General features: G+C 71.8%; 17 protein-coding genes and 1 tRNA gene. 12 read left to right on the forward strand and 6 right to left on the reverse strand.

Going from position 1 to position 17,508, the window contains the following annotated elements; all coding sequences use genetic code 11:
• Window positions 1-5: 5 nt before the first annotated feature.
• Window positions 6-476, reverse strand: a complete 471-nt coding sequence (locus tag FA582_RS02985) for a helix-turn-helix domain-containing protein (protein ID WP_029541193.1) — start codon at window positions 474-476, stop codon at window positions 6-8.
• A gap of 111 nt (window positions 477-587) precedes the next feature.
• On the opposite strand from FA582_RS02985, the gene FA582_RS02990 reads away from it, so the two are divergent.
• The 8 genes from FA582_RS02990 to FA582_RS03025 all read left to right on the forward strand — a co-directional run bounded on the left by FA582_RS02990 (window position 588) and on the right by FA582_RS03025 (window position 9,932).
• Complete coding sequence (locus tag FA582_RS02990) at window positions 588-1,073, forward strand: SigE family RNA polymerase sigma factor (RefSeq protein WP_010148093.1); 486 nt, start codon at window positions 588-590, stop codon at window positions 1,071-1,073.
• Window positions 1,066-1,395: a hypothetical protein gene (locus FA582_RS02995; RefSeq protein ID WP_010148092.1), complete on the forward strand. Its 330-nt coding sequence runs from the start codon at window positions 1,066-1,068 to the stop codon at window positions 1,393-1,395. Before FA582_RS02990 ends, FA582_RS02995 begins: the two co-directional genes overlap by 8 nt.
• 24 nt (window positions 1,396-1,419) lie before the next feature.
• On the forward strand, window positions 1,420-2,811 hold the full coding sequence (locus tag FA582_RS03000; RefSeq protein WP_147899729.1) for a hypothetical protein: 1,392 nt from the start codon (window positions 1,420-1,422) through the stop codon (window positions 2,809-2,811).
• 195 nt (window positions 2,812-3,006) lie between these two features.
• Complete coding sequence (gene metG / locus FA582_RS03005) at window positions 3,007-4,839, forward strand: methionine--tRNA ligase (protein ID WP_010148090.1); 1,833 nt, start codon at window positions 3,007-3,009, stop codon at window positions 4,837-4,839.
• Window positions 4,840-4,858: 19 nt separating this feature from the next.
• The gene (locus FA582_RS03010; protein WP_010148088.1) at window positions 4,859-5,704 is read left to right on the forward strand and encodes a TatD family hydrolase; all 846 of its coding nucleotides are present in this window, start codon (window positions 4,859-4,861) and stop codon (window positions 5,702-5,704) included.
• Between the two features lie 276 nt (window positions 5,705-5,980).
• Window positions 5,981-6,952 (forward strand): 16S rRNA (adenine(1518)-N(6)/adenine(1519)-N(6))-dimethyltransferase RsmA, encoded by a 972-nt coding sequence (gene rsmA / locus FA582_RS03015; RefSeq protein WP_010148087.1) that lies wholly within the window; start codon window positions 5,981-5,983, stop codon window positions 6,950-6,952.
• A 77-nt stretch (window positions 6,953-7,029) separates the two neighbouring features.
• Window positions 7,030-8,043 (forward strand): 4-(cytidine 5'-diphospho)-2-C-methyl-D-erythritol kinase, encoded by a 1,014-nt coding sequence (locus FA582_RS03020; RefSeq protein ID WP_010148086.1) that lies wholly within the window; start codon window positions 7,030-7,032, stop codon window positions 8,041-8,043.
• Window positions 8,043-9,932: an ABC-F family ATP-binding cassette domain-containing protein gene (locus tag FA582_RS03025; protein ID WP_010148085.1), complete on the forward strand. Its 1,890-nt coding sequence runs from the start codon at window positions 8,043-8,045 to the stop codon at window positions 9,930-9,932. The genes FA582_RS03020 and FA582_RS03025 overlap by 1 nt, the downstream gene beginning before the upstream one ends.
• Window positions 9,933-9,947: 15 nt before the next feature.
• On the opposite strand, the gene FA582_RS03030 is transcribed toward FA582_RS03025, so the two are convergent.
• From FA582_RS03030 to FA582_RS03045, 4 genes are all read right to left on the reverse strand, one after another.
• Window positions 9,948-10,451, reverse strand: a complete 504-nt coding sequence (locus FA582_RS03030) for a MarR family winged helix-turn-helix transcriptional regulator (protein WP_010148084.1) — start codon at window positions 10,449-10,451, stop codon at window positions 9,948-9,950.
• Window positions 10,452-10,506: 55 nt separating this feature from the next.
• Window positions 10,507-11,379 carry an aldo/keto reductase gene (locus FA582_RS03035; protein WP_010148083.1) on the reverse strand — a complete coding sequence of 291 codons (873 nt, stop codon included), beginning with the start codon at window positions 11,377-11,379 and terminating at the stop codon, window positions 10,507-10,509.
• A gap of 140 nt (window positions 11,380-11,519) precedes the next feature.
• A tRNA-Gln gene (locus FA582_RS03040) sits at window positions 11,520-11,598 on the reverse strand.
• 38 nt (window positions 11,599-11,636) lie between these two features.
• Window positions 11,637-12,245 carry a TetR/AcrR family transcriptional regulator gene (locus FA582_RS03045; protein ID WP_033229086.1) on the reverse strand — a complete coding sequence of 203 codons (609 nt, stop codon included), beginning with the start codon at window positions 12,243-12,245 and terminating at the stop codon, window positions 11,637-11,639.
• A gap of 92 nt (window positions 12,246-12,337) precedes the next feature.
• On the opposite strand from FA582_RS03045, the gene glmU reads away from it, so the two are divergent.
• The 4 genes from glmU to pth all read left to right on the forward strand — a co-directional run bounded on the left by glmU (window position 12,338) and on the right by pth (window position 16,448).
• On the forward strand, window positions 12,338-13,894 hold the full coding sequence (glmU, locus tag FA582_RS03050; RefSeq protein ID WP_010148081.1) for a bifunctional UDP-N-acetylglucosamine diphosphorylase/glucosamine-1-phosphate N-acetyltransferase GlmU: 1,557 nt from the start codon (window positions 12,338-12,340) through the stop codon (window positions 13,892-13,894).
• Window positions 13,894-14,874, forward strand: coding sequence for a ribose-phosphate diphosphokinase (locus FA582_RS03055; RefSeq protein ID WP_010148079.1), 981 nt, complete (start codon window positions 13,894-13,896; stop codon window positions 14,872-14,874). Before glmU ends, FA582_RS03055 begins: the two co-directional genes overlap by 1 nt.
• 177 nt (window positions 14,875-15,051) lie before the next feature.
• Window positions 15,052-15,750: a 50S ribosomal protein L25/general stress protein Ctc gene (locus tag FA582_RS03060; RefSeq protein WP_010148078.1), complete on the forward strand. Its 699-nt coding sequence runs from the start codon at window positions 15,052-15,054 to the stop codon at window positions 15,748-15,750.
• A 98-nt stretch (window positions 15,751-15,848) separates the two neighbouring features.
• Complete coding sequence (gene pth / locus FA582_RS03065) at window positions 15,849-16,448, forward strand: aminoacyl-tRNA hydrolase (RefSeq protein ID WP_010148077.1); 600 nt, start codon at window positions 15,849-15,851, stop codon at window positions 16,446-16,448.
• A 78-nt stretch (window positions 16,449-16,526) separates the two neighbouring features.
• On the opposite strand, the gene FA582_RS03070 is transcribed toward pth, so the two are convergent.
• Window positions 16,527-17,378, reverse strand: a complete 852-nt coding sequence (locus FA582_RS03070) for a TPM domain-containing protein (RefSeq protein WP_158640851.1) — start codon at window positions 17,376-17,378, stop codon at window positions 16,527-16,529.
• Window positions 17,379-17,508: the final 130 nt, after the last annotated feature.

Consider the following 17,508-nt stretch of genomic DNA (forward strand, 5'->3'; position numbering starts at 1 on the left):
CGACGCTAGTCGGGGGCCGCTCCGGTGCGCTTCTCCTGGATTGCGGCGTCATCTCCGGGGCTCGGGGCGCGCTCGGCCAGGCCCCACATGAAGACGTAGCAGCCGGGGATGCGCGGGGCGCCGGCTGCGGCATACCGTGCCTGGAAGGCGCTCGGGGACTCCCCAACGATGAGCCGGAAGCGGCTGCTGAAGGACCCCAGGCTGCTGAAGCCCACGGCATGGCAGACCTCGGTGACGCTGAGGTTGGTGCCGCGCAGGAGGTCCTGCGCGCGCTCGACCCGCCGCTCGGAGAGGTAGACGCCCGGGGTGCGGCCGTAGGTGGCTCGGAAGAGGCGCAGGAAGTGGTACTTGCTCAGGCCGGCGAGGCCCGCCAGCATGTCGAGGTCGAGCGGCTCGCGGTAGTGGCGATCCACGTGGTCGCGGGCGCGCCGCAGGTGGACGAGGACGTCGCCCGGCGCGCGCTGCGGCTCGCCCATGGTGGTGCCCTCCCTCTCCTGGGTCGCCTGGCTCGGCGGGTGCACCCCAACCTTTCCGGGGTCCGGCCCGTTCTCGAAGGGATACTAGGACCGGACCGGAGGGAGCGGCGCGTGCGACGCAGCGACGAGCAGGCCTACGTCGACTTCGTGACCGCCAGCCGACCGACCCTGCACGCCTACGCCTGGCTGCTCACCGCCGATGCGCACGGCGCGGAGGACCTCCTGCAGGAGACCTTCGTGCGGATGTACGTCCAGTGGCGCCGGGTCTCCTCCGGGCAACCGCTCGCGTATGCGCGTCGGGTCATGAGCAACCTGCACACCGATCGTTGGCGCAAGGGTCGCCGGGAGCGGCTCACCGACGAGGTGCCGGAGACGGCATACCGGAGCAGTGAGGAGACCGCCGGTGTCGACGTGGTGCGGGCGTTGCAGCAGCTCTCGCCGCGCGAACGCGAGTGCGTGGTGCTGCGGCACTACCTGGACCTGTCCGAGAAGGACACCGCGGCGACGCTGGGCGTGAGCGTCGGGGCGGTCAAGAGCTACACGTCGAAGGGCCTGGCCGCACTGCGGCCGCTGCTGCGGGAGGAGCGCCATGTCTGAGCAGCTGAGCACCATGTTGGAGCGGGCGGTCGGGCAGGCCCCCGGGTCGCGGCTGACCGGCGAGCAGATGGTGGCGGCCGGTCGCGCGCGGGTGCGCCGGCGGCGAGCTGTCGGGGTGGGCTCGGCCGTCGGTGCGCTCGCCCTTGCGGGAGCGGTGTGGTTGGGTGCCGGCCCCGGTATGCCGTCAGTCACCGGCACTGGGCCGGCTGGTCCGCCTGCTCAGCGAACATCACCCGTGACCCAGGCACCCGATCTGGAGACCTGGCACATGGAAAGTCTGACGGTCGGCGTGAGTGAGGAGCAGGACGCCTGGGTTGCCTAGGACCCGGAGCAGGGTGAGGTGCTGATGGACGGTCGTGTCGAGGGACCTGGCGTGGTGCTCCCCATGGAGGCTGGCCGCGTTGCCGTGGTCCGCGTGGGCCGCGAGTCGGCGATGGAGGACGGGATCCGTTCCCGGCCCGGCACCCCGATCACGACGTCAGAGGGTTCCGTTCTGTCGTCCGAGAGTCAGGGAACGGGGGGTGTTTCCCTGGAGGACGGACCGGATCCTGGGTTCGCCATCGGAGTGACGTGGCTCAGATGTGATGGCCACGTCGAGGACTGCATCACGGGGATGGACACCACGGGAGACGGGGTCGCCGACACTCCCATGTCCTTCCAGCCGCTGAACGTGGACCTGCAAAGGTCGATAGACGTGGCAGGTCGCCTGGAGTTGGCACGGACTGCCGACGGAGCCAGGGCCCTCCTGGACGGTCGGGAGCTGGAGCGGGCGGCCGGGCAACGTCCTGAGGGCGTCTGGGCCTGGGACCTGTCGGACGGTCGGGTGCTGGTCGTCGTGGACACGACCCTCGAGGGGGGATCGGTCAGGGTGGACCCCCTCCTGCTGCGTCCCGGGGGAGCCGCGGTTGCGACCGACGAGGTGGAAGGACGGCTCACGGTCGGGGGTGAACGGCTACCGGCAGTGCTCCTCGAGACGGACGCGGTGGTGGGTGGTGCCCTGATCGTCGATGAGTCCGCACAGGGCCAGGACGCGATCACCATGGCGGGGGCAGAGCCAGTCGCCCTCGAGGCGGGCGCCGATGACGACATCTGGGTGGCCTCGTCAGGGGACACCGACCTCTGGGTCGCGCACCGAGGAGACCCCTCTGGGCCCCTGGTCACGGTGCAGGGGGGCGGTGCCATCGCGGTGGAGCAGTCCGCAACCGCGTCGACGGTGGTTGCAGCCATCTCGCCCGGAGGGAGCGAGGTCCGCCTGGTTGGAGCGTCTCGGGTCGGGGACTCCGGCGGCGCCATGAACGCGGACGGAACGGGGCCCCATGTCGTCTACTTCGATGTAGCGCAGTCGGCGTCCGGCCTGGTGGGCCCGGATGTCGGCCTCAGTCTCGACGGCGGGACCACCGTGGACGTGCCGGTCGTGGCGGTCCTCTCGGTGGCGGATGGGTCCACTCAGATGGAGAGCCCGGCGCTGACCGCGACCCCACGGGGAGACGACACGTGGGACCTCGTGGCCCGGCTGCCGGAGGGCTCCGTGGGTGATCCGGTCCTCGTGCCGACACAGGAGGGTATGACGGTGCAGGAGCCCATGGGCGAGGTCACCGAGAGCGGCGGCGTGCGCTGGTGGTCGCTGACGCTGCAGGCACCGGGACGCGACGACATCCGCGACGCTCTCGCCGGCCTCGACACCGACGGCGACGGCAGCGTCGACCTGCCCCTCACCGTCCAGGGTCCGACGCCCTGACGCTCGAGACGGCATACCGAGCGACCATCTGCGGCGCTCGGTGGGGTCGTGGGCGACCATCTGTGACGCTCGGTGGGGGCAGGGGCGACCATCTGCGGCGCTCGGTGGGGTCGGGGGCGACCATCTGCGGCGCTCGGTGGGGGAGAGGGGCGGGCCCGGGAGGGAGCCGGCGGCGCGCACCTAGACTGGTGACCCATGAGTCATGTCCTGTCCGCGGTCGCCTGGCCGTATGCCAACGGCCCGCGCCATCTGGGCCACGTCGCCGGGTTCGGCGTGCCCTCCGACGTCTTCAGCCGCTACATGCGCATGGCGGGGCACGAGGTGCTCATGGTGTCCGGCTCCGACGAGCACGGCACCCCGATCCTGGTGCAGGCGGACAAGGCCGGGCAGAGCCCGCAGGAGTTCATCGACGCCAACCACGCGCTCATCGCGCAGGACCTCGCCGACCTCGGCGTGAGCTACGACCTCTACACCCGCACCACGACGGCCAACCACGACGACGTCGTGCAGCAGATGTTCCTCGCCTGCTGGCGCAACGGCTACATGCTCGAGCAGACCCAGCAGGTCGCGATCAGCCCGTCCACCGGACGGACGCTGCCGGACCGCTACATCGAGGGCACCTGCCCGATCTGCGGGTATGCCGAGGCGCGCGGCGACCAGTGCGACAACTGCGGCAACCAGCTCGACCCGGCCGACCTCAAGGACCCGCGCTCCAAGATCAACGGGGAGACGCCGGAGTTCCGCGACACCGAGCACTTCTTCCTCGACCTGCCGGCGCTCGCCGAGGCGCTGGGCGAGTGGCTGGCCGGTCGGGAGGCGAGCGGGCTGTGGCGGCCCAACGTCATCCGCTTCTCCCGCAACATCCTTGAGGAGATCCGCCCCCGCGCGATGACGCGCGACATCGACTGGGGCATCACCATCCCGCTGGAGGGCTGGGCGGAGAACCCGACGAAGAAGCTCTACGTCTGGTTCGACGCCGTCATCGGCTACCTCTCGGCCTCGGTCGAGTGGGCGCGGCGGCTGCCCGGCGACCAGGGCGAGCGCTGGCGCGAGTGGTGGAACGATCCGCAAGCCCTGACGTACTACTTCATGGGCAAGGACAACATCACCTTCCACTCCCAGATCTGGCCGGCCGAGCTGCTCGCGCACAACGGGCAGGGCGCCAAGGGCGGCGAAGTCGGGCCGTTCGGTGAGCTCAACCTGCCGACCGAGGTGGTCTCCAGCGAGTTCCTCACGATGGAGGGTCGGCAGTTCTCGACCTCGCGCAACATTGTCATCTACGTCCGCGACGTGCTCGAGCGCTACCAGCCCGACGCGCTGCGCTTCTTCCTCTCCGCGGCGGCTCCCGAGACCGCGGACTCCGACTTCAACTGGCCGGAGTTCGTCAAGCGCACCAACACCGAGCTGGTCGCGGGCTGGGGCAACCTCGTCAACCGCACGGCCTCGATGATCGCCAAGAACTTCGGTGAGATCCCCCGGCCGGGTGAGCTGGAGGACGTCGACCGGGCCCTGCTCGACCAGGTCCGCGAGGGCTTCGAGGTCGTCGGTCGGCTCATCGCCACGCACAAGCAGAAGGCCGCGCTCGCCGAGGCGATGCGCCTGGTGGGCGAGGCCAACGCCTACGTCTCCACCACCGAGCCGTTCAAGCTCAAGAGCGATGACCAGCGCGAACGCCTGGCGACCGTGCTGCATACCCTCGCCCAGGCGGTGGTCGACCTCAACACGATGCTCTCGCCCTACCTGCCGCACTCCTCCAGCGCGGTGCACCGGGCGCTGGGCGGCGAGGGCGACTTCCAGCCGATGCCGCAGCTGTCGACCGTGGCCGACCTCGACGACCCGTCGCGCCCGGACTACCCGATCATCACCGGCGACTACTCCTCCGCCCCGCGCTGGGAGCACCGCCCGGTCGTCGTCGGCGCCGCGATCGCCAAGCCGTCGCCGATCTTCACCAAGCTCGACCCGTCGGTGGTCGAGGAGGAGCGGGCGCGCCTCGGCCTGGTCGACGACGCGGCGGGCGCAGGGGTATGACGTCGCTCGCCTGCGCCCGATGAGCGAGGACCGCGGCACGGAGCGGCCGGCGGCCCCCGACCCCCTGCCGATCCCGGTGGCGGACAACCACTGCCACCTCGACATCTCCCGCGACGACGCCCCGGCCCGCCCGGTGGCCGACATCGTCCGGGAGGCGGCGGCGGTGGGGGTGGACCGGCTCGTCCAGATCGGCTGCGACCTGCAGTCGGCGCGCTGGACCCACGAGATCGTCGACGAGCACCCGGCGCTCCTCGGCGGCGTGGCGATCCACCCCAACGAGGCACCCACGCACGAGGCGGCCGGGGACCTCGATGCCGTGATCGACGAGATCGGTGAGCTCGCCCGGCATCCGCGGATCCGGGTCATCGGGGAGAGCGGGCTCGACTACTTCCGCACCGGGCCGGAGGGGGTCGCGGCCCAGCACCACTCGTTCCGTCGGCACATCGCGTTGGCCAAGGAACTGGGTCTCGCGCTGCAGATCCATGACCGGGATGCCCACGACGACGTGCTGCGGATCCTCGCCGAGGAGGGCGCCCCGGAGAAGACGGTGCTGCACTGCTTCTCCGGCGACATGGAGATGGCGCGTGAGTGCGTGCGGCGCGGCTACTACCTGTCCTTCGCCGGGACCGTGACGTTCAAGAGCGCCAAGGACCTGCGCAACGCCCTGGCCGTCACGCCGGTCGAGCACCTCCTCGTCGAGACCGACGCGCCCTACCTCACGCCCACGCCGCACCGCGGTCGGGCCAACGCGCCATACCTCGTGCCGTTGACGGTGCGCGCCATGGCCGCGACGCTCAACACCTCGGTGCCCCAGCTGTGCGAGGCGCTCTCGGCCAACAGCGAGGCGGTCTACGGCCCCTGGTGAGCGCAGCTGTCGCAGCCGGGCGCTGAGGAATGTCGTCCGGCGCCGCTCGGCTCCTGCTGGATCTGGGCAAGGGGGCGATGCCGGCGCGAGGTATAGGCAAGGTGAGTGCCCTCGATGCACCATGGCCATGGTGCATCGTGCGGACCCAGCTTGCTCAGGTTGCGCAGCGGCAACGTCGGCTTGTCCAGGTGGGGGATGCGCAACGCCAGCTCGTCCGGACCGTGGACGGGCCACGGCGTCCGGGGCGAGAGGGTCCGCCATGGGAGGATGCCGGACGTGAGTGCGGACACCGAGGCGATGGGCAGCCCTGATCGCGGTGACCCCGAAGGCCTGCCCCCGGCGGAGCCGACCGACTGCTATGACCATGCCGTCCCTGGGGGCCCGGCCGACGCGGACTACGCCCTCCTCGGGCCGGCGCAGATCCGCGCTCTCGCCGACACGCTGGGCATCCGGCCGACCAAGCAGTGGGGGCAGAACTTCGTCATCGACAAGGGCACGGTGCGCCGGATCGTCCGGGCGGCCGACCTGCGTGGCGACGACGTCGTCCTCGAGGTCGGGCCCGGCCTGGGCTCACTCACCCTCGGCCTGCTCGCGCAGGTCCGGCACGTCACGGCGGTCGAGATCGACCCGGCCCTGGCCGCCCAGCTGCCGCTGACCGTCGCGGAGCACGCCCCGCACCTGGCGGACCGCCTGCAGGTGCTGCAGACCGACGCGCTCCGGGTCACCGAGCTCCCCGGCCCGCCCCCCACCGCGCTGGTCGCCAACCTGCCCTACAACGTCGCCGTCCCGGTCGTGCTGCACCTGCTGGCGACGGTCCCCACCCTGCGCACCGTCCTCGTCATGGTGCAGCTCGAGGTCGCCGAACGCCTGGCCGCGCGCCCCGGTGGCCGGGTCTACGGCGTGCCCAGCGTCAAGGCGGCCTGGTATGCCGAGGTCACCGGCGCCGGCAAGATCGGCCGAAACGTGTTCTGGCCGGCGCCCAACGTCGACTCCGGGCTCGTGCGGATGGTCCGGCGCGATCCGCCCGCGGCCACGGCGAGCCGGGAGCAGGTCTTCGCCGTCATCGACGCGGCCTTCGCCCAACGTCGCAAGACCCTGCGTGCGGCGCTCGCCGGGTGGGCCGGGTCACCGGCCGAGGCGGAGGCATACCTCGCGGCCGCAGGAGTCGACCACCGCGCCCGCGGCGAGGTGCTGACGGTCGAGGACTTCACCCGCATCGCGGACGCCGCCGCAGGTCAGCGCCCCTGATCTCCGGGTCCGCGCCATGGACCGCGAGGGCCGACGCCCCACGACAGCCCGACGGGGCGACCCCATAGGGTGAGGCCATGACCACGGGCACTCAGGCGCAGACCGTCACCGTCCGGGTGCCCGGCAAGATCAACCTCGGACTGTCGGTCGGCCCGCTGCGGGAGGACGGCTACCACGAGCTGTCGACGATCTACCACGCCGTGAGCCTCTACGACACCCTCACCGTGCAGCCCGCCGACTCCTGGTCCGTGCACGTCACCGGCCCGTGGGGCGAGCGCGTCCCGGTCGACGACAGCAACCTCGCGCTCGTCGCCGCCAAGACGCTGGCCAAGCGCCGCGGGCGCAAGGCCAAGGTCGAGCCGGTCCGCATCGACATCGACAAGCACATCCCCGTGGCCGGAGGCATGGCCGGTGGCAGCGCGGACGCCGCCGCGGCTCTCGTGGCGTGCCGCGAGCTCTGGGCCCTGGACCACTTCGAGAACGACCTGCTCGAGATCGTCGCGGCCAGCCTCGGCTCGGACATCCCCTTCCTCCTCCACGGCGGCACCGCGATCGGCAGCGGCCGCGGCGAGCAGATCACGCCGGTGCTCGCCCGCGGCGAGCTTCACTGGGTGCTGTGGGCCGGGGAGGACCTCTCCCTCTCCACGCCGGAGGTGTATGCCGAGTGCGACCGGTTGCGCGCCGGGCGCGACGAGCAGGCGAGTGCTCCCGAGCCCTCGGGTGCCCTCATGACCGCGCTGCGCCGGATGGACACCGATGAGGTCGCCGACGCGTTGCACAACGACCTGCAGGAGGCGGCGATCTCCTTGCAGCCGGTCCTCGCCGAGGCCCTGGCCGCAGGGCTCGACCTCGGTGCCCGCGGGGCCCTGGTGTCCGGGTCGGGTCCGACCGTCGCCTTCCTCGTCGGCTCGCAGACCGAGGCCATCGACCTCTCGGTCGGGCTGGCCGCCAACGGACCGACCGGCGACATCGTCCGGGCCGTCGGCCCGGTGCCGGGGGCACAGATCATCCACCAGCGCACCGGACCCGAGCCGACGCGGCCGCGCCCCGACCCCGACCGCCCCGGGCCGCTCGGCCCGGTGGTCGGCTGATGGCGGCACCCGCCCGCGCCAGCCTCGTCACCCTCGACCGCGCGCACCTGCTGGCCGGCACCCAGGTGCTCCTCGACGCGGTCTCGGTCGGGGTGCTCGACGGCGACCGGATCGGCGTCGTCGGCCGCAACGGCGGCGGCAAGACCTCCCTCCTCTCGGTCCTCACCGGGCGACGCGAGCTCGATGGTGGCCGGGTCATCCGCACCGGCGACGTCACCGTCGGCATGCTCAGCCAGACCGACGTGCTGCCGCCCGAGGCCACCGTGCGCGAGGTCGTGCTCGGTGACATGGACGAGCACGAGTGGGCCGGTGAGGCCCGCGTGCGGGAGGTCCTGGAGGGCCTGCTGGGCGGCACCGGGGCGCAGGCCGTCGGCGGCTGGGAGACCACCGTGGGGCCGCTGTCGGGAGGGGAGCGACGCCGCCTCGCCCTCGCCTCCCTGCTCATCGCCGACCCGGACCTGCTCGTCCTGGACGAGCCCACCAACCACCTCGACGTCGAGGGTGTCGCCTGGCTGGCGGCATACCTCTCAGGCCGGAGGCCGCAACCGGGCAACGCGCTCGTCGTCGTCACCCACGACCGGTGGTTCCTCGACGTGGTGTCCACGCTGACGTGGGAGGTCTCGGACGGGGAGGTGCACACCTACGAGGGCGGGTATGCCGCCTACGTCCTGGCCAAGGTCGAGCGCTCGCGGGTCGCCCGGGTGACCCACGAGCGGCGCGCCAACCTCGCCCGTAAGGAGCTGGCCTGGCTGCGGCGGGGCGCTCCGGCGCGGACGAGCAAGCCGAAGTTCCGCATCGAGGCGGCTACCGAGCTCATCGAGGACGAACCGCCGCCGCGCGACAGCGTGGAGCTCGTGCGCTTCGCGACGACCCGGCTCGGCAAGGACGTGCTCGACCTGCTGGGCGCCACCGTGCGCGTCGGCGACCGTGACCTGCTCACCGACGTCACCTGGCGGATCGGGCCGGGTGACCGGTTCGGGGTCGTCGGCGTCAACGGCGCGGGCAAGTCGACGCTCCTGCGGGTGCTGCAGGGCGAGCACCCGCTGGCGGCCGGCAAGCTCAAGACGGGCAAGACCGTGCGGATGGCCTGCCTCACCCAGGAGCTGCGCGAGCTCGACCGGGTGGCGGGTTGGTCGGTCATCGACTCGATCACCGAGGTGCGCAGCTTCACCGTCATCGGCGGCAAGGAGGTCTCGGCGAGCTCGCTGGCCAAGCGGCTCGGCTTCTCCGGCGGGCGGCAGCAGTCGCGGGTCGGCGACCTCTCGGGCGGGGAGCGGCGACGGCTGCAGTTCGTCCGCCTGCTCATGGACGAGCCCAACGTGCTGCTGCTGGACGAGCCGACCAACGACCTCGACATCGACACCCTCACGGCGATGGAGGACGTCCTCGACGGATGGGCCGGGACCCTCATCGTCGTCTCCCACGACCGCTACCTGCTGGAGCGGATGAGCGACCGGCAGATCGCCCTGCTCGGTGACGGGTCGCTGCGCGACCTGCCCGGCGGGGTGGAGGAGTACCTCCGACTGCGTCGCCAGCGTCCGCACCCCACGGTTGGACGGGTGGGAGCGGCACGGGGTGGCGCGGGTATGCCGTCGGCCGGCTCCGGGGCTGCGTCCACCGGCGGCGGATCGTCCTCTGGCACAACGTCATCTGCAGCGTCGCGCTTCACCCCGGCGCAGGTGCGTGAGGCGCGCAAGACCTTGGCGCGGGTGGAGAAGGCCCTGGACCGGCTGCATACGCAGCAGACGCGACTGCACGACGAGATGGCCGCTGCCGCAACGGATCCCGACGAGCTGGCCCGGCTCACGGCAAAGAACGCCGAGCTGGGTGAGCAGGAGGAGGCCTTGGAGCTGGAGTGGCTCGAGGCCTCGGAGGCGGCCGAGGGCTGAGTCCCGTCGCCTCGCTCAGGCCTCGTCGAAGGGCTCGAGCAAGCCCTTGAGCAGGGCGGCGAGCTCGGCCTGGCGAGCCGGGGGCAGCCCCTGGAGGAGGCGGCGCTCGTCGGCGACGAGGTCGGCCATCGCGCCGTCGACCACCTCGCGCCCCTCGGGGGCGAGCCGCACCAGGACCGATCGGTGGTCGGCGGCTGAGGCGGCCCGCTCGACCAGCCCGCGCTCGACGAGGCGGCTGATCCGGTTGGTCATCGTGCCGCTGGTCACCAGGGTCTGACGGACCAGCTGGGTGGGGGTGAGCTCATAGGGGTCGCCCGCGCGGCGCAGTGCCGACAGCACATCGAACTCCCACGACTCCAGGCCCCGCGCGCCGAAGGCGGTCCGTCGGGCCAGGTCGAGGTGCCGAGCCAGCCGGGAGACCCGCGAGAGCACCTCCAGCGGGCTGACGTCGAGGTCGGGCCGCTCGCGCGCCCACGCGGCGACGATGCGGTCGACCTCGTCGCCCGGGTGCTCACTCATGGGGTCAGGGTAGCGAGCCGCGCCCGCTGCGCCGGCGCGACGGCATACCTGCTGATCAGCGGAACTGCCCCTCGATCCGGGCCACCTCGTCCTCGCTGAGGTCGAGGTGCACCGCCTGGGCCGAGTCGGTGATCGACTGCGGGCGGCTCGCGCCCGGGATGGGGATGACGTGGTCGCCGAGCCCGAGCTCCCACGCGATGACGACCTGCTGGGCGCTGACGCCGCGCTCCTGCCCGATCTCGTGGAAGGCGGAATAGGTGGCGCCGACCTCGCTGGCCGACCCCGACCCGCCCAGCGGCGACCACGGCAGGAACGCCACGCCGTGCCGAACGCAGTGCTCCAGCTCATCGCGGCTGGAGCGGAAGCGGGGGGAGAACTCGTTCTGGACCGAGGCGAGGCCGCCCTCGCCGAGGACCTCGAGCGCGACGTCGATCTCCTCGACATTGGCGTTGGAGATGCCGACGGCCTTGATCTTGCCCTCGTCCTGGAGGTCCTTGAAGGTCTGGACGACCTCGCCGTAGAGGCGCCAGCGGTCCGGGCGGTGCCACTGGTAGAGGTCGATGACCTCGACGTCCAGCGCGCGCAGGGAGGCCTCGACCGCGCGTCGCAGGTAGGCCGGCGACCCGTCGCGGCCCCACGCCTCGCCCTCGGCGCGCGTGATGCCGCCCTTCGTGCCGACGACGACGTGGCTGGTGTCGCCGTAGGACGCGAGGGCCCGAGCGACGATCCGCTCGTTGTGGCCCATCTGGTCCCAGCTCGGGGCGTAGATGTCGGCGGTGTCGATGAAGGTCACGCCGGCGTCGAGCGCGGCGTGCACGGTGGCCACCGACTGCTCCTCGCTCGGGGCGGGGGTCTTGGCCATCGAGAAGGGCATGGCGCCCAGGCCGATGGCGGAGACGGTGAACGGGCCGAGCTGACGGGTCTGCATACCGGCGAGCCTAGGCGCGGGCCTCCCGGGTGTCACACCCGCATCACGCTGCCAGGTCGTGCGGATCTGCGCGGCGCATCACACCGGGCAGATCCGGATTTCCCGGCAGTCCGGTGCGTCTGTGACGGCTGGGCCCTGGGCTCCCCGGGTAGGAATCGAACCTACGTCGCTAATCCTGATTCAAAGTCAGGCGGCCCCTACCAGCAGAGCAACCGGGGATCGTGCGGAGGCACCCGGACCAGCCTAACGGGGAGGGCTCAGCCGGAGGTGCGGGCGCGCAGGACAGGCTTGGCCTCCATGCCGGCCAGGCCGTTCCAGGCGAGGTTGACCAGGTGCGCGGCGACGTCCTCCTTCTTCATCCGGCGCGAGTCCAGCCACCAGCCGCCGGGGATCGCCACCATGCCGACGAGCATCTGCGCATAGAGCGGCGCGGTCTTGGGGTCGAGCCGGCGGCGCTTGAACTCCGCGGCGAGGATGTGCTCGACCTGGGTCGCGATGTCGCTGATGAGCGAGGCGAAGGACCCGGTCGACTGGCCGGGCGGGTTGTCGCGCACGAGGATGCGGAAGCCGTCGGTCGAGGTCTCGATGTAGTCCAGCAGCGCCATCGCCGCGGCCTCGAGCAGGGCCCGAGCGTTGCCCTCGTGCTCGGTCAGCGCGTCGGTGATCTGCCCGAGCAGGGCCTGGATCTCCCGGTCGACGACGACGGCATACAACCCTTCCTTGCCGCCGAAGTGCTCGTAGATGACCGGCTTGGAGACGCCCGCCGCCTCGGAGATCTGCTCCACGCTCGTGCCCTCGAAGCCGCGCTCGGCGAACAGCGAGCGCCCCACCTCGATGAGCTGCTGGCGCCGTTGGGGGCCGGTCATCCGGTGTCGGGAGGTCTTCGCGCTGGGGGTCACCACCCCATCATGCCAAGCGCTGGTCCGTGGGCCGCAGGTGCAGAGGTACAGTCGGTGACGTGACGACCCATCACCCCTCCGCCGTCATCATCCTCGCCGCCGGCCAGGGCACGCGCATGAAGAGCGCCATCCCCAAGGTCCTGCACCGCATCGGCGGCCGCTCCCTCCTCGGTCACGCGATGTATGCCGCCCGCCAGGCCGGGCCGCAGCACCTCGCCGTGGTCGTCCGGCACGAGCGGGAGCGGGTCGCCGCCCACGTCGCCGAGCTCGACGCGCAGGCCGTCGTCGCCGACCAGGACGAGGTGCCCGGCACCGGCCGCGCCTGCGAGTGCGGCCTGGATGCCCTTCCCGCCGACCTCACCGGCACCGTGCTCGTGACGATGGGCGACGTGCCGCTGCTCGCCGGCGACACCCTGCTCGAGCTGACCCGGGTCCACGAGGAGCGCGGCTCGGCCGTCACCCTCCTCTCGGCGGTCGTCGACGACGCCGGCACCTACGGCCGGGTCGTGCGCGACGCGGACGGCGAGCTGGCCGAGATCATGGAGTTCAAGGACGCGAAGCAGCGTCGGGAGGCGGGGGACCCCGACTACTCCCACGTGGTCGACATCCGGGAGTACAACTCCGGCATCTACGCCTTCGACGTCGAGGTGCTGCGGCGTGCCCTCGGGCAGGTCGGGCAGGCCAACGCCCAGGGCGAGAAGTACCTCACCGACGTCATCAAGATCGCCCGCGAGGAGGGCCGCACCGTCGTCGCCCACCCGTTGGCCGACCTCCAGCAGACCGAGGGGGTCAACGACAAGGTGCAGCTCGCCGCGCTCGGCAAGGAGCTCAACCGGCGCGTCGTCACCCAGCACCTGCGCGACGGCGTCATCGTCGTGGACCCCGACACCACGTGGATCGACGCCGACGTCACGATCGGCCAGGACACCGTCATCCGGCCCGGCACCCAGCTGCTCGGCGCCACGACCATCGGCAGCGAGGCCACGATCGGGCCGGACACGACGATCAGCGACTGCGAGGTCGGGGACGGCGCGAGCGTGGTGCGCACCCAGGCCGAGCACGCGCAGATCGGTCCGCGGACCAGCGTCGGACCCTTCTCCTACCTGCGGCCCGGCACGATCCTCGGTGAGGGCGGCAAGATCGGCGGCTTCGTCGAGACCAAGAACGCCGACATCGGCCCGGGCGCCAAGGTGCCCCACCTGACCTACTGCGGCGACGCCACCATCGGCGAGGGCGCCAACATTGGGGCCGGCACGATCTTCGCCAACTACGACGGAGTCGCCAAGCACCACACGACCGTCGGACGCCACAGCTTCGTCGGCTCCGACTCGGTGCTCGTCGCGCCGGTCGAGATCGCCGACGGGGCCTACGTCGCCGCCGGCTCGACCATCGAGGGCCGGGTCGAGGCCGGGCAGATCGCCGTCGCGCGCGGGCGGCAGCGCAACGTCGACGGCTGGGTCGCCCGGCGCCGTGCCGGCACCCCGACCGCGACCGCCGCGCAGGAGGCGCTCTCCCGGCAGGAGACCGACGGGGCGCGCAGCACGGACGACCCGGCTGACGGCATACCCGATCAGACCGGCGGCCAGCACCGCGACCAGAGTTCACAGGAGAGCTGATGGGCATCCACAAGACGACGGAGAAGAATCTCATGGTCTTCTCCGGCCGGGCACACCCCGCGCTGGCCGAGGAGGTCGCCGACGAGCTCGAGACCCACCTCGTGCCGATGCAGGCGCACACCTTCGCCAACAGCGAGATCTACGTTCGCTTCGACGAGTCGGTGCGCGGCTGCGACGCCTTCGTCATCCAGAGCCACACCGCTCCGGTCAACGAGTGGATCATGGAGCAGCTCATCATGGTCGACGCGCTCAAGCGCGGGTCCGCCAAGCGGATCACCGTGGTGCTGCCGTTCTACGGGTATGCCCGTCAGGACAAGAAGCACCGCGGCCGCGAGCCGATCTCGGCCCGGCTCATCGCCGACATGTTCAAGACCGCGGGCGCCGACCGGCTGCTCACCGTCGACCTGCACACGGCCCAGATCCAGGGCTTCTTCGACGGCCCCGTCGACCACCTCATGGCGACGCCGATCCTGTCCGAGCACATCAAGCAGAAGTATGGCGACCGTCAGCTCGCGGTGGTCTCCCCGGACGCCGGGCGCATCAAGGTCGCCGAGTGGTGGAGCAACAAGCTCGGCGGCGTGCCGCTGGCCTTCATCCACAAGACGCGCGACGTCACCCGCCCCAACCAGTCGGTCGCCAACCGGGTCGTCGGTGAGGTCCAGGGCCGCACCTGCATCCTCGTCGACGACATGATCGACTCCGGAGGCACCATCTGCCAGGCCGCCGAGGCGCTCATGAAGGACGGTGCCCAGGAGGTCGTCATCGCCGCGACGCATGCGATCTTCTCCGAGCCGGCCATCGAGCGGCTCACCAACTCGGTGGCCACCGAGGTCGTCGTCACCAACACGCTGCCGATCTCGGACGAGGCGTTGGCGATGGACAAGCTCACCCAGCTCTCGATCGCGCCGCTGCTGAGCCGGGCCATCCGTGAGGTCTTCGAGGACGGCTCGGTCACCTCGATGTTCGAGGGCCGCGCCTGACCCAGGCACCTGCGGACGATTTCGCCGCCCGGGGGCCGCGGCGATAGACTGAGCGACGTTGCCTCGGCGAGGGATGCTGCGTGGTGTCCGTCATCGACGAAGAGCTCACGGTGGTTGCTGCCCCGCGTCGAGGCCCGACCAGATCCCACCGCATACCCCTGAACGAGGTCCTATCCCATGGCTGACGAGCTGAAGATTTCCGCCGAGAAGCGCACGGAGTTCGGCAAGGGCGCTGCCCGCCGTATCCGCCGCGCCGACAAGGTGCCGGCCGTGCTCTACGGTCACGGCACCCCGCCGCTGCACCTGTCGCTGCCGGGCCACGAGGCCATGCTGGCGCTGCGCCACTCCAACGCCGTCCTCACCCTGGACGTCGAGGGCGAGTCCCACATGGCCCTGGCCAAGGACGTCCAGCGCGACCCGATCAAGCGCTTCATCGAGCACGTCGACCTCGTCGTCGTGAAGAAGGGCGAGAAGGTCACCGTCGAGGTCGGCGTCCACCTGGAGGGCGAGGCCGCTCCGGAGACCGTCGTCACCACCGACCACTCGGTGCTCGAGGTCGAGGCCCCGATCACTGGCATCCCCGAGTGGCTCACCGTGTCCGTCGAGGGCCTGGAGGCCGGCACCCAGATCCTGGCTGGCGAGGTCGAGCTGCCCGAGGGCGTCACCTTGGTCACCGACCCGGAGGCGCTGGTAGTCAACGTGTCGCAGGCGATCTCCGAAGAGGCCCTGGAGGCCGAGCTCGCCGAGGCCGAGGCCGAGGCCGGCATCGAGCAGGACGAGTCCGACGAGGAGGCCGCCGAGGCCGAGGCTGCCGAGGGTGGCGACGCCGACGGCGAGTCCGCCGAGGGCGAGGACGCCGACGCCAAGGACGAGTGATCCGGCGCGGGCATCCGCCCGCACCCAGCGTGATCGTGGCCGCGCCCGGTGTCATCCGGCGCGGCCACGCCGTGTCACGAGAGCAGGAACGAGGAAGCATGACTGAGGCACCGTGGCTGGTCGTGGGCCTGGGCAACCCCGGGACGAGGTATGCCGGAAACCGGCACAACGTCGGCGCCATGGTCGTTGAGGAGCTGGCCCGGCAGTCGGGGGCGAGCCTGCGTCAGCACAAGGCCGGTCAGGCGTGGGCGGCTGAGGTGCGCCTGGGGACGGCCCCCGGCGGGCTGCCGGGTCCGCGCGCCGTCCTGGCCCGGCCGATGACCTACATGAACGTCTCGGGGGGCCCGGTCTCCGGCCTGGCGACGTTCTACAAGATCCCGACCGAGCAGGTGGTCGTGGTGCACGACGAGCTCGACATCGAGCCCGGTCAGGTGCGGCTCAAGCGCGGTGGGGGCGAGGGCGGCCACAACGGGCTGCGCTCGATCAGCCAGTCGTTGGGGAGCAAGGACTACCTGCGGGTGCGGCTCGGGATCGGGCGTCCGCCCGGTCGCCAGGACCCGGCTGACTACGTGCTCTCCGACTTCCCGACCAAGGACCGGGTCGAGACCGAGCTGCTCGTCGGTGACGGCGTCGACGCCGTGGTCGACCTGGCCCACCTGGGGCTCGAGGCGACGCAGCAGCGCTTCCACTCCCGCTGACCCGGTCGAGCGAAGAGCCGGCGACGGACGGAGTGCCCGCACTCTCCGCGCGACGGTCGGGTCACGGCTGGGAGGCGGTCAACGAGGCAGCGCGGACCGTGCGTCGGCCAGGTGATCGCGGGCGGAGGAGACGAGGGACCGCAGCCGCTGGAGCTCCTTGACCACCACGTCGGCGGGGAGGGTCCAGGTGAGGTCGTCCGTCGCGCCGGTCGACAGACCGGCGCGTGCCCGGTGCACCTCCAGCACCAGGTCCTCCGCGTCGGACAGCTCGGCCCTGGCCGGTGCGGTCTGCGACCGTTCCACCTCGGCCTCCGCCAGCTCGATGAGGATCCGCGTGTCCGCGAGGTCCTGGTCCAGGCTGACGACGTCACCCCCGAGGAGGCGGCTCAGCTCCTGCGCTCGTCGTCGCGCCTCGGCGGCACGTGCGGACGCGCGTCGCCGGTGACGCCAGGCGGTGATGGCGACGAGGACGACGGCGAGCGCCAGCAGGAGGCCCACGGCCCACGCTGCCGCGGTGCGCGTCTGCTGCGCGGTGTCCACAGGGTCAAGGGCGGTGATCTCGACGACGGCAGTGCGCACGGCGCCGGGTGCGTCCTGCGCCCGGGCCTGGGCGGTGAGCTCCTCGACGATGGCCGAGACCGCGTCCGGATCGAGGCCGGCCGCCGGGGGGACGAGGGCGGAGGCGTCCGCGTCGTCGACGCTGACCGCGACGGCCAGGTCCTGCTCGCCCAGCCCTGACAGCTCCGCCGTCTGCGCGAGCCAGTCCGCGCCCTCCTGCCCCGCGAAGTCGTCCACGACGACGACGAAGAGCTGGAGCCCGGTGCGTTCGGTGAACCTGTCCTGCGCCGATGTCAGCTCTTCGGTCCCGGTGAGCACCTCGGCCTGGTCCACGAGCTCGTCCGGGAGGTCGAAGGGTTCCTGGGCGCTCACCTCAGCAGGACGGAGGGGGCCGATCAGCGGGGCACCGGCGATGACGGCCAGGAGGGCGGCCCAGGCGAGGCGGTGCCGTGAGCTCGGCGGGCCCGTCGGTCTCCGTGCGTGGCCCGCTGACCGCCGCAGC

This window comes from Serinicoccus profundi (genome assembly GCF_008001015.1).
GTDB lineage: Bacteria > Actinomycetota > Actinomycetes > Actinomycetales > Dermatophilaceae > Ornithinicoccus > Ornithinicoccus profundi.

What these genes read in the sequence shown, in the direction of transcription:
- FA582_RS03060 (WP_010148078.1), top strand. Translation starts at nt 15,052, where the DNA reads ATGGCTGACGAGCTGAAGATTTCCGCCGAGAAGCGCACGGAGTTCGGC.
- FA582_RS03025 (WP_010148085.1), top strand. Translation starts at nt 8,043, where the DNA reads ATGGCGGCACCCGCCCGCGCCAGCCTCGTCACCCTCGACCGCGCGCAC.
- FA582_RS03055 (WP_010148079.1), top strand. Translation starts at nt 13,894, where the DNA reads ATGGGCATCCACAAGACGACGGAGAAGAATCTCATGGTCTTCTCCGGC.
- FA582_RS03010 (WP_010148088.1), top strand. Translation starts at nt 4,859, where the DNA reads ATGAGCGAGGACCGCGGCACGGAGCGGCCGGCGGCCCCCGACCCCCTG.
- FA582_RS02985 (WP_029541193.1), bottom strand. Translation starts at nt 476, where the DNA reads ATGGGCGAGCCGCAGCGCGCGCCGGGCGACGTCCTCGTCCACCTGCGG.
- pth (WP_010148077.1), top strand. Translation starts at nt 15,849, where the DNA reads ATGACTGAGGCACCGTGGCTGGTCGTGGGCCTGGGCAACCCCGGGACG.
- metG (WP_010148090.1), top strand. Translation starts at nt 3,007, where the DNA reads ATGAGTCATGTCCTGTCCGCGGTCGCCTGGCCGTATGCCAACGGCCCG.
- FA582_RS03035 (WP_010148083.1), bottom strand. Translation starts at nt 11,379, where the DNA reads ATGCAGACCCGTCAGCTCGGCCCGTTCACCGTCTCCGCCATCGGCCTG.
- FA582_RS02995 (WP_010148092.1), top strand. Translation starts at nt 1,066, where the DNA reads ATGTCTGAGCAGCTGAGCACCATGTTGGAGCGGGCGGTCGGGCAGGCC.
- FA582_RS03000 (WP_147899729.1), top strand. Translation starts at nt 1,420, where the DNA reads ATGGACGGTCGTGTCGAGGGACCTGGCGTGGTGCTCCCCATGGAGGCT.
- FA582_RS03020 (WP_010148086.1), top strand. Translation starts at nt 7,030, where the DNA reads ATGACCACGGGCACTCAGGCGCAGACCGTCACCGTCCGGGTGCCCGGC.
- FA582_RS03030 (WP_010148084.1), bottom strand. Translation starts at nt 10,451, where the DNA reads ATGAGTGAGCACCCGGGCGACGAGGTCGACCGCATCGTCGCCGCGTGG.
- FA582_RS03045 (WP_033229086.1), bottom strand. Translation starts at nt 12,245, where the DNA reads ATGACCGGCCCCCAACGGCGCCAGCAGCTCATCGAGGTGGGGCGCTCG.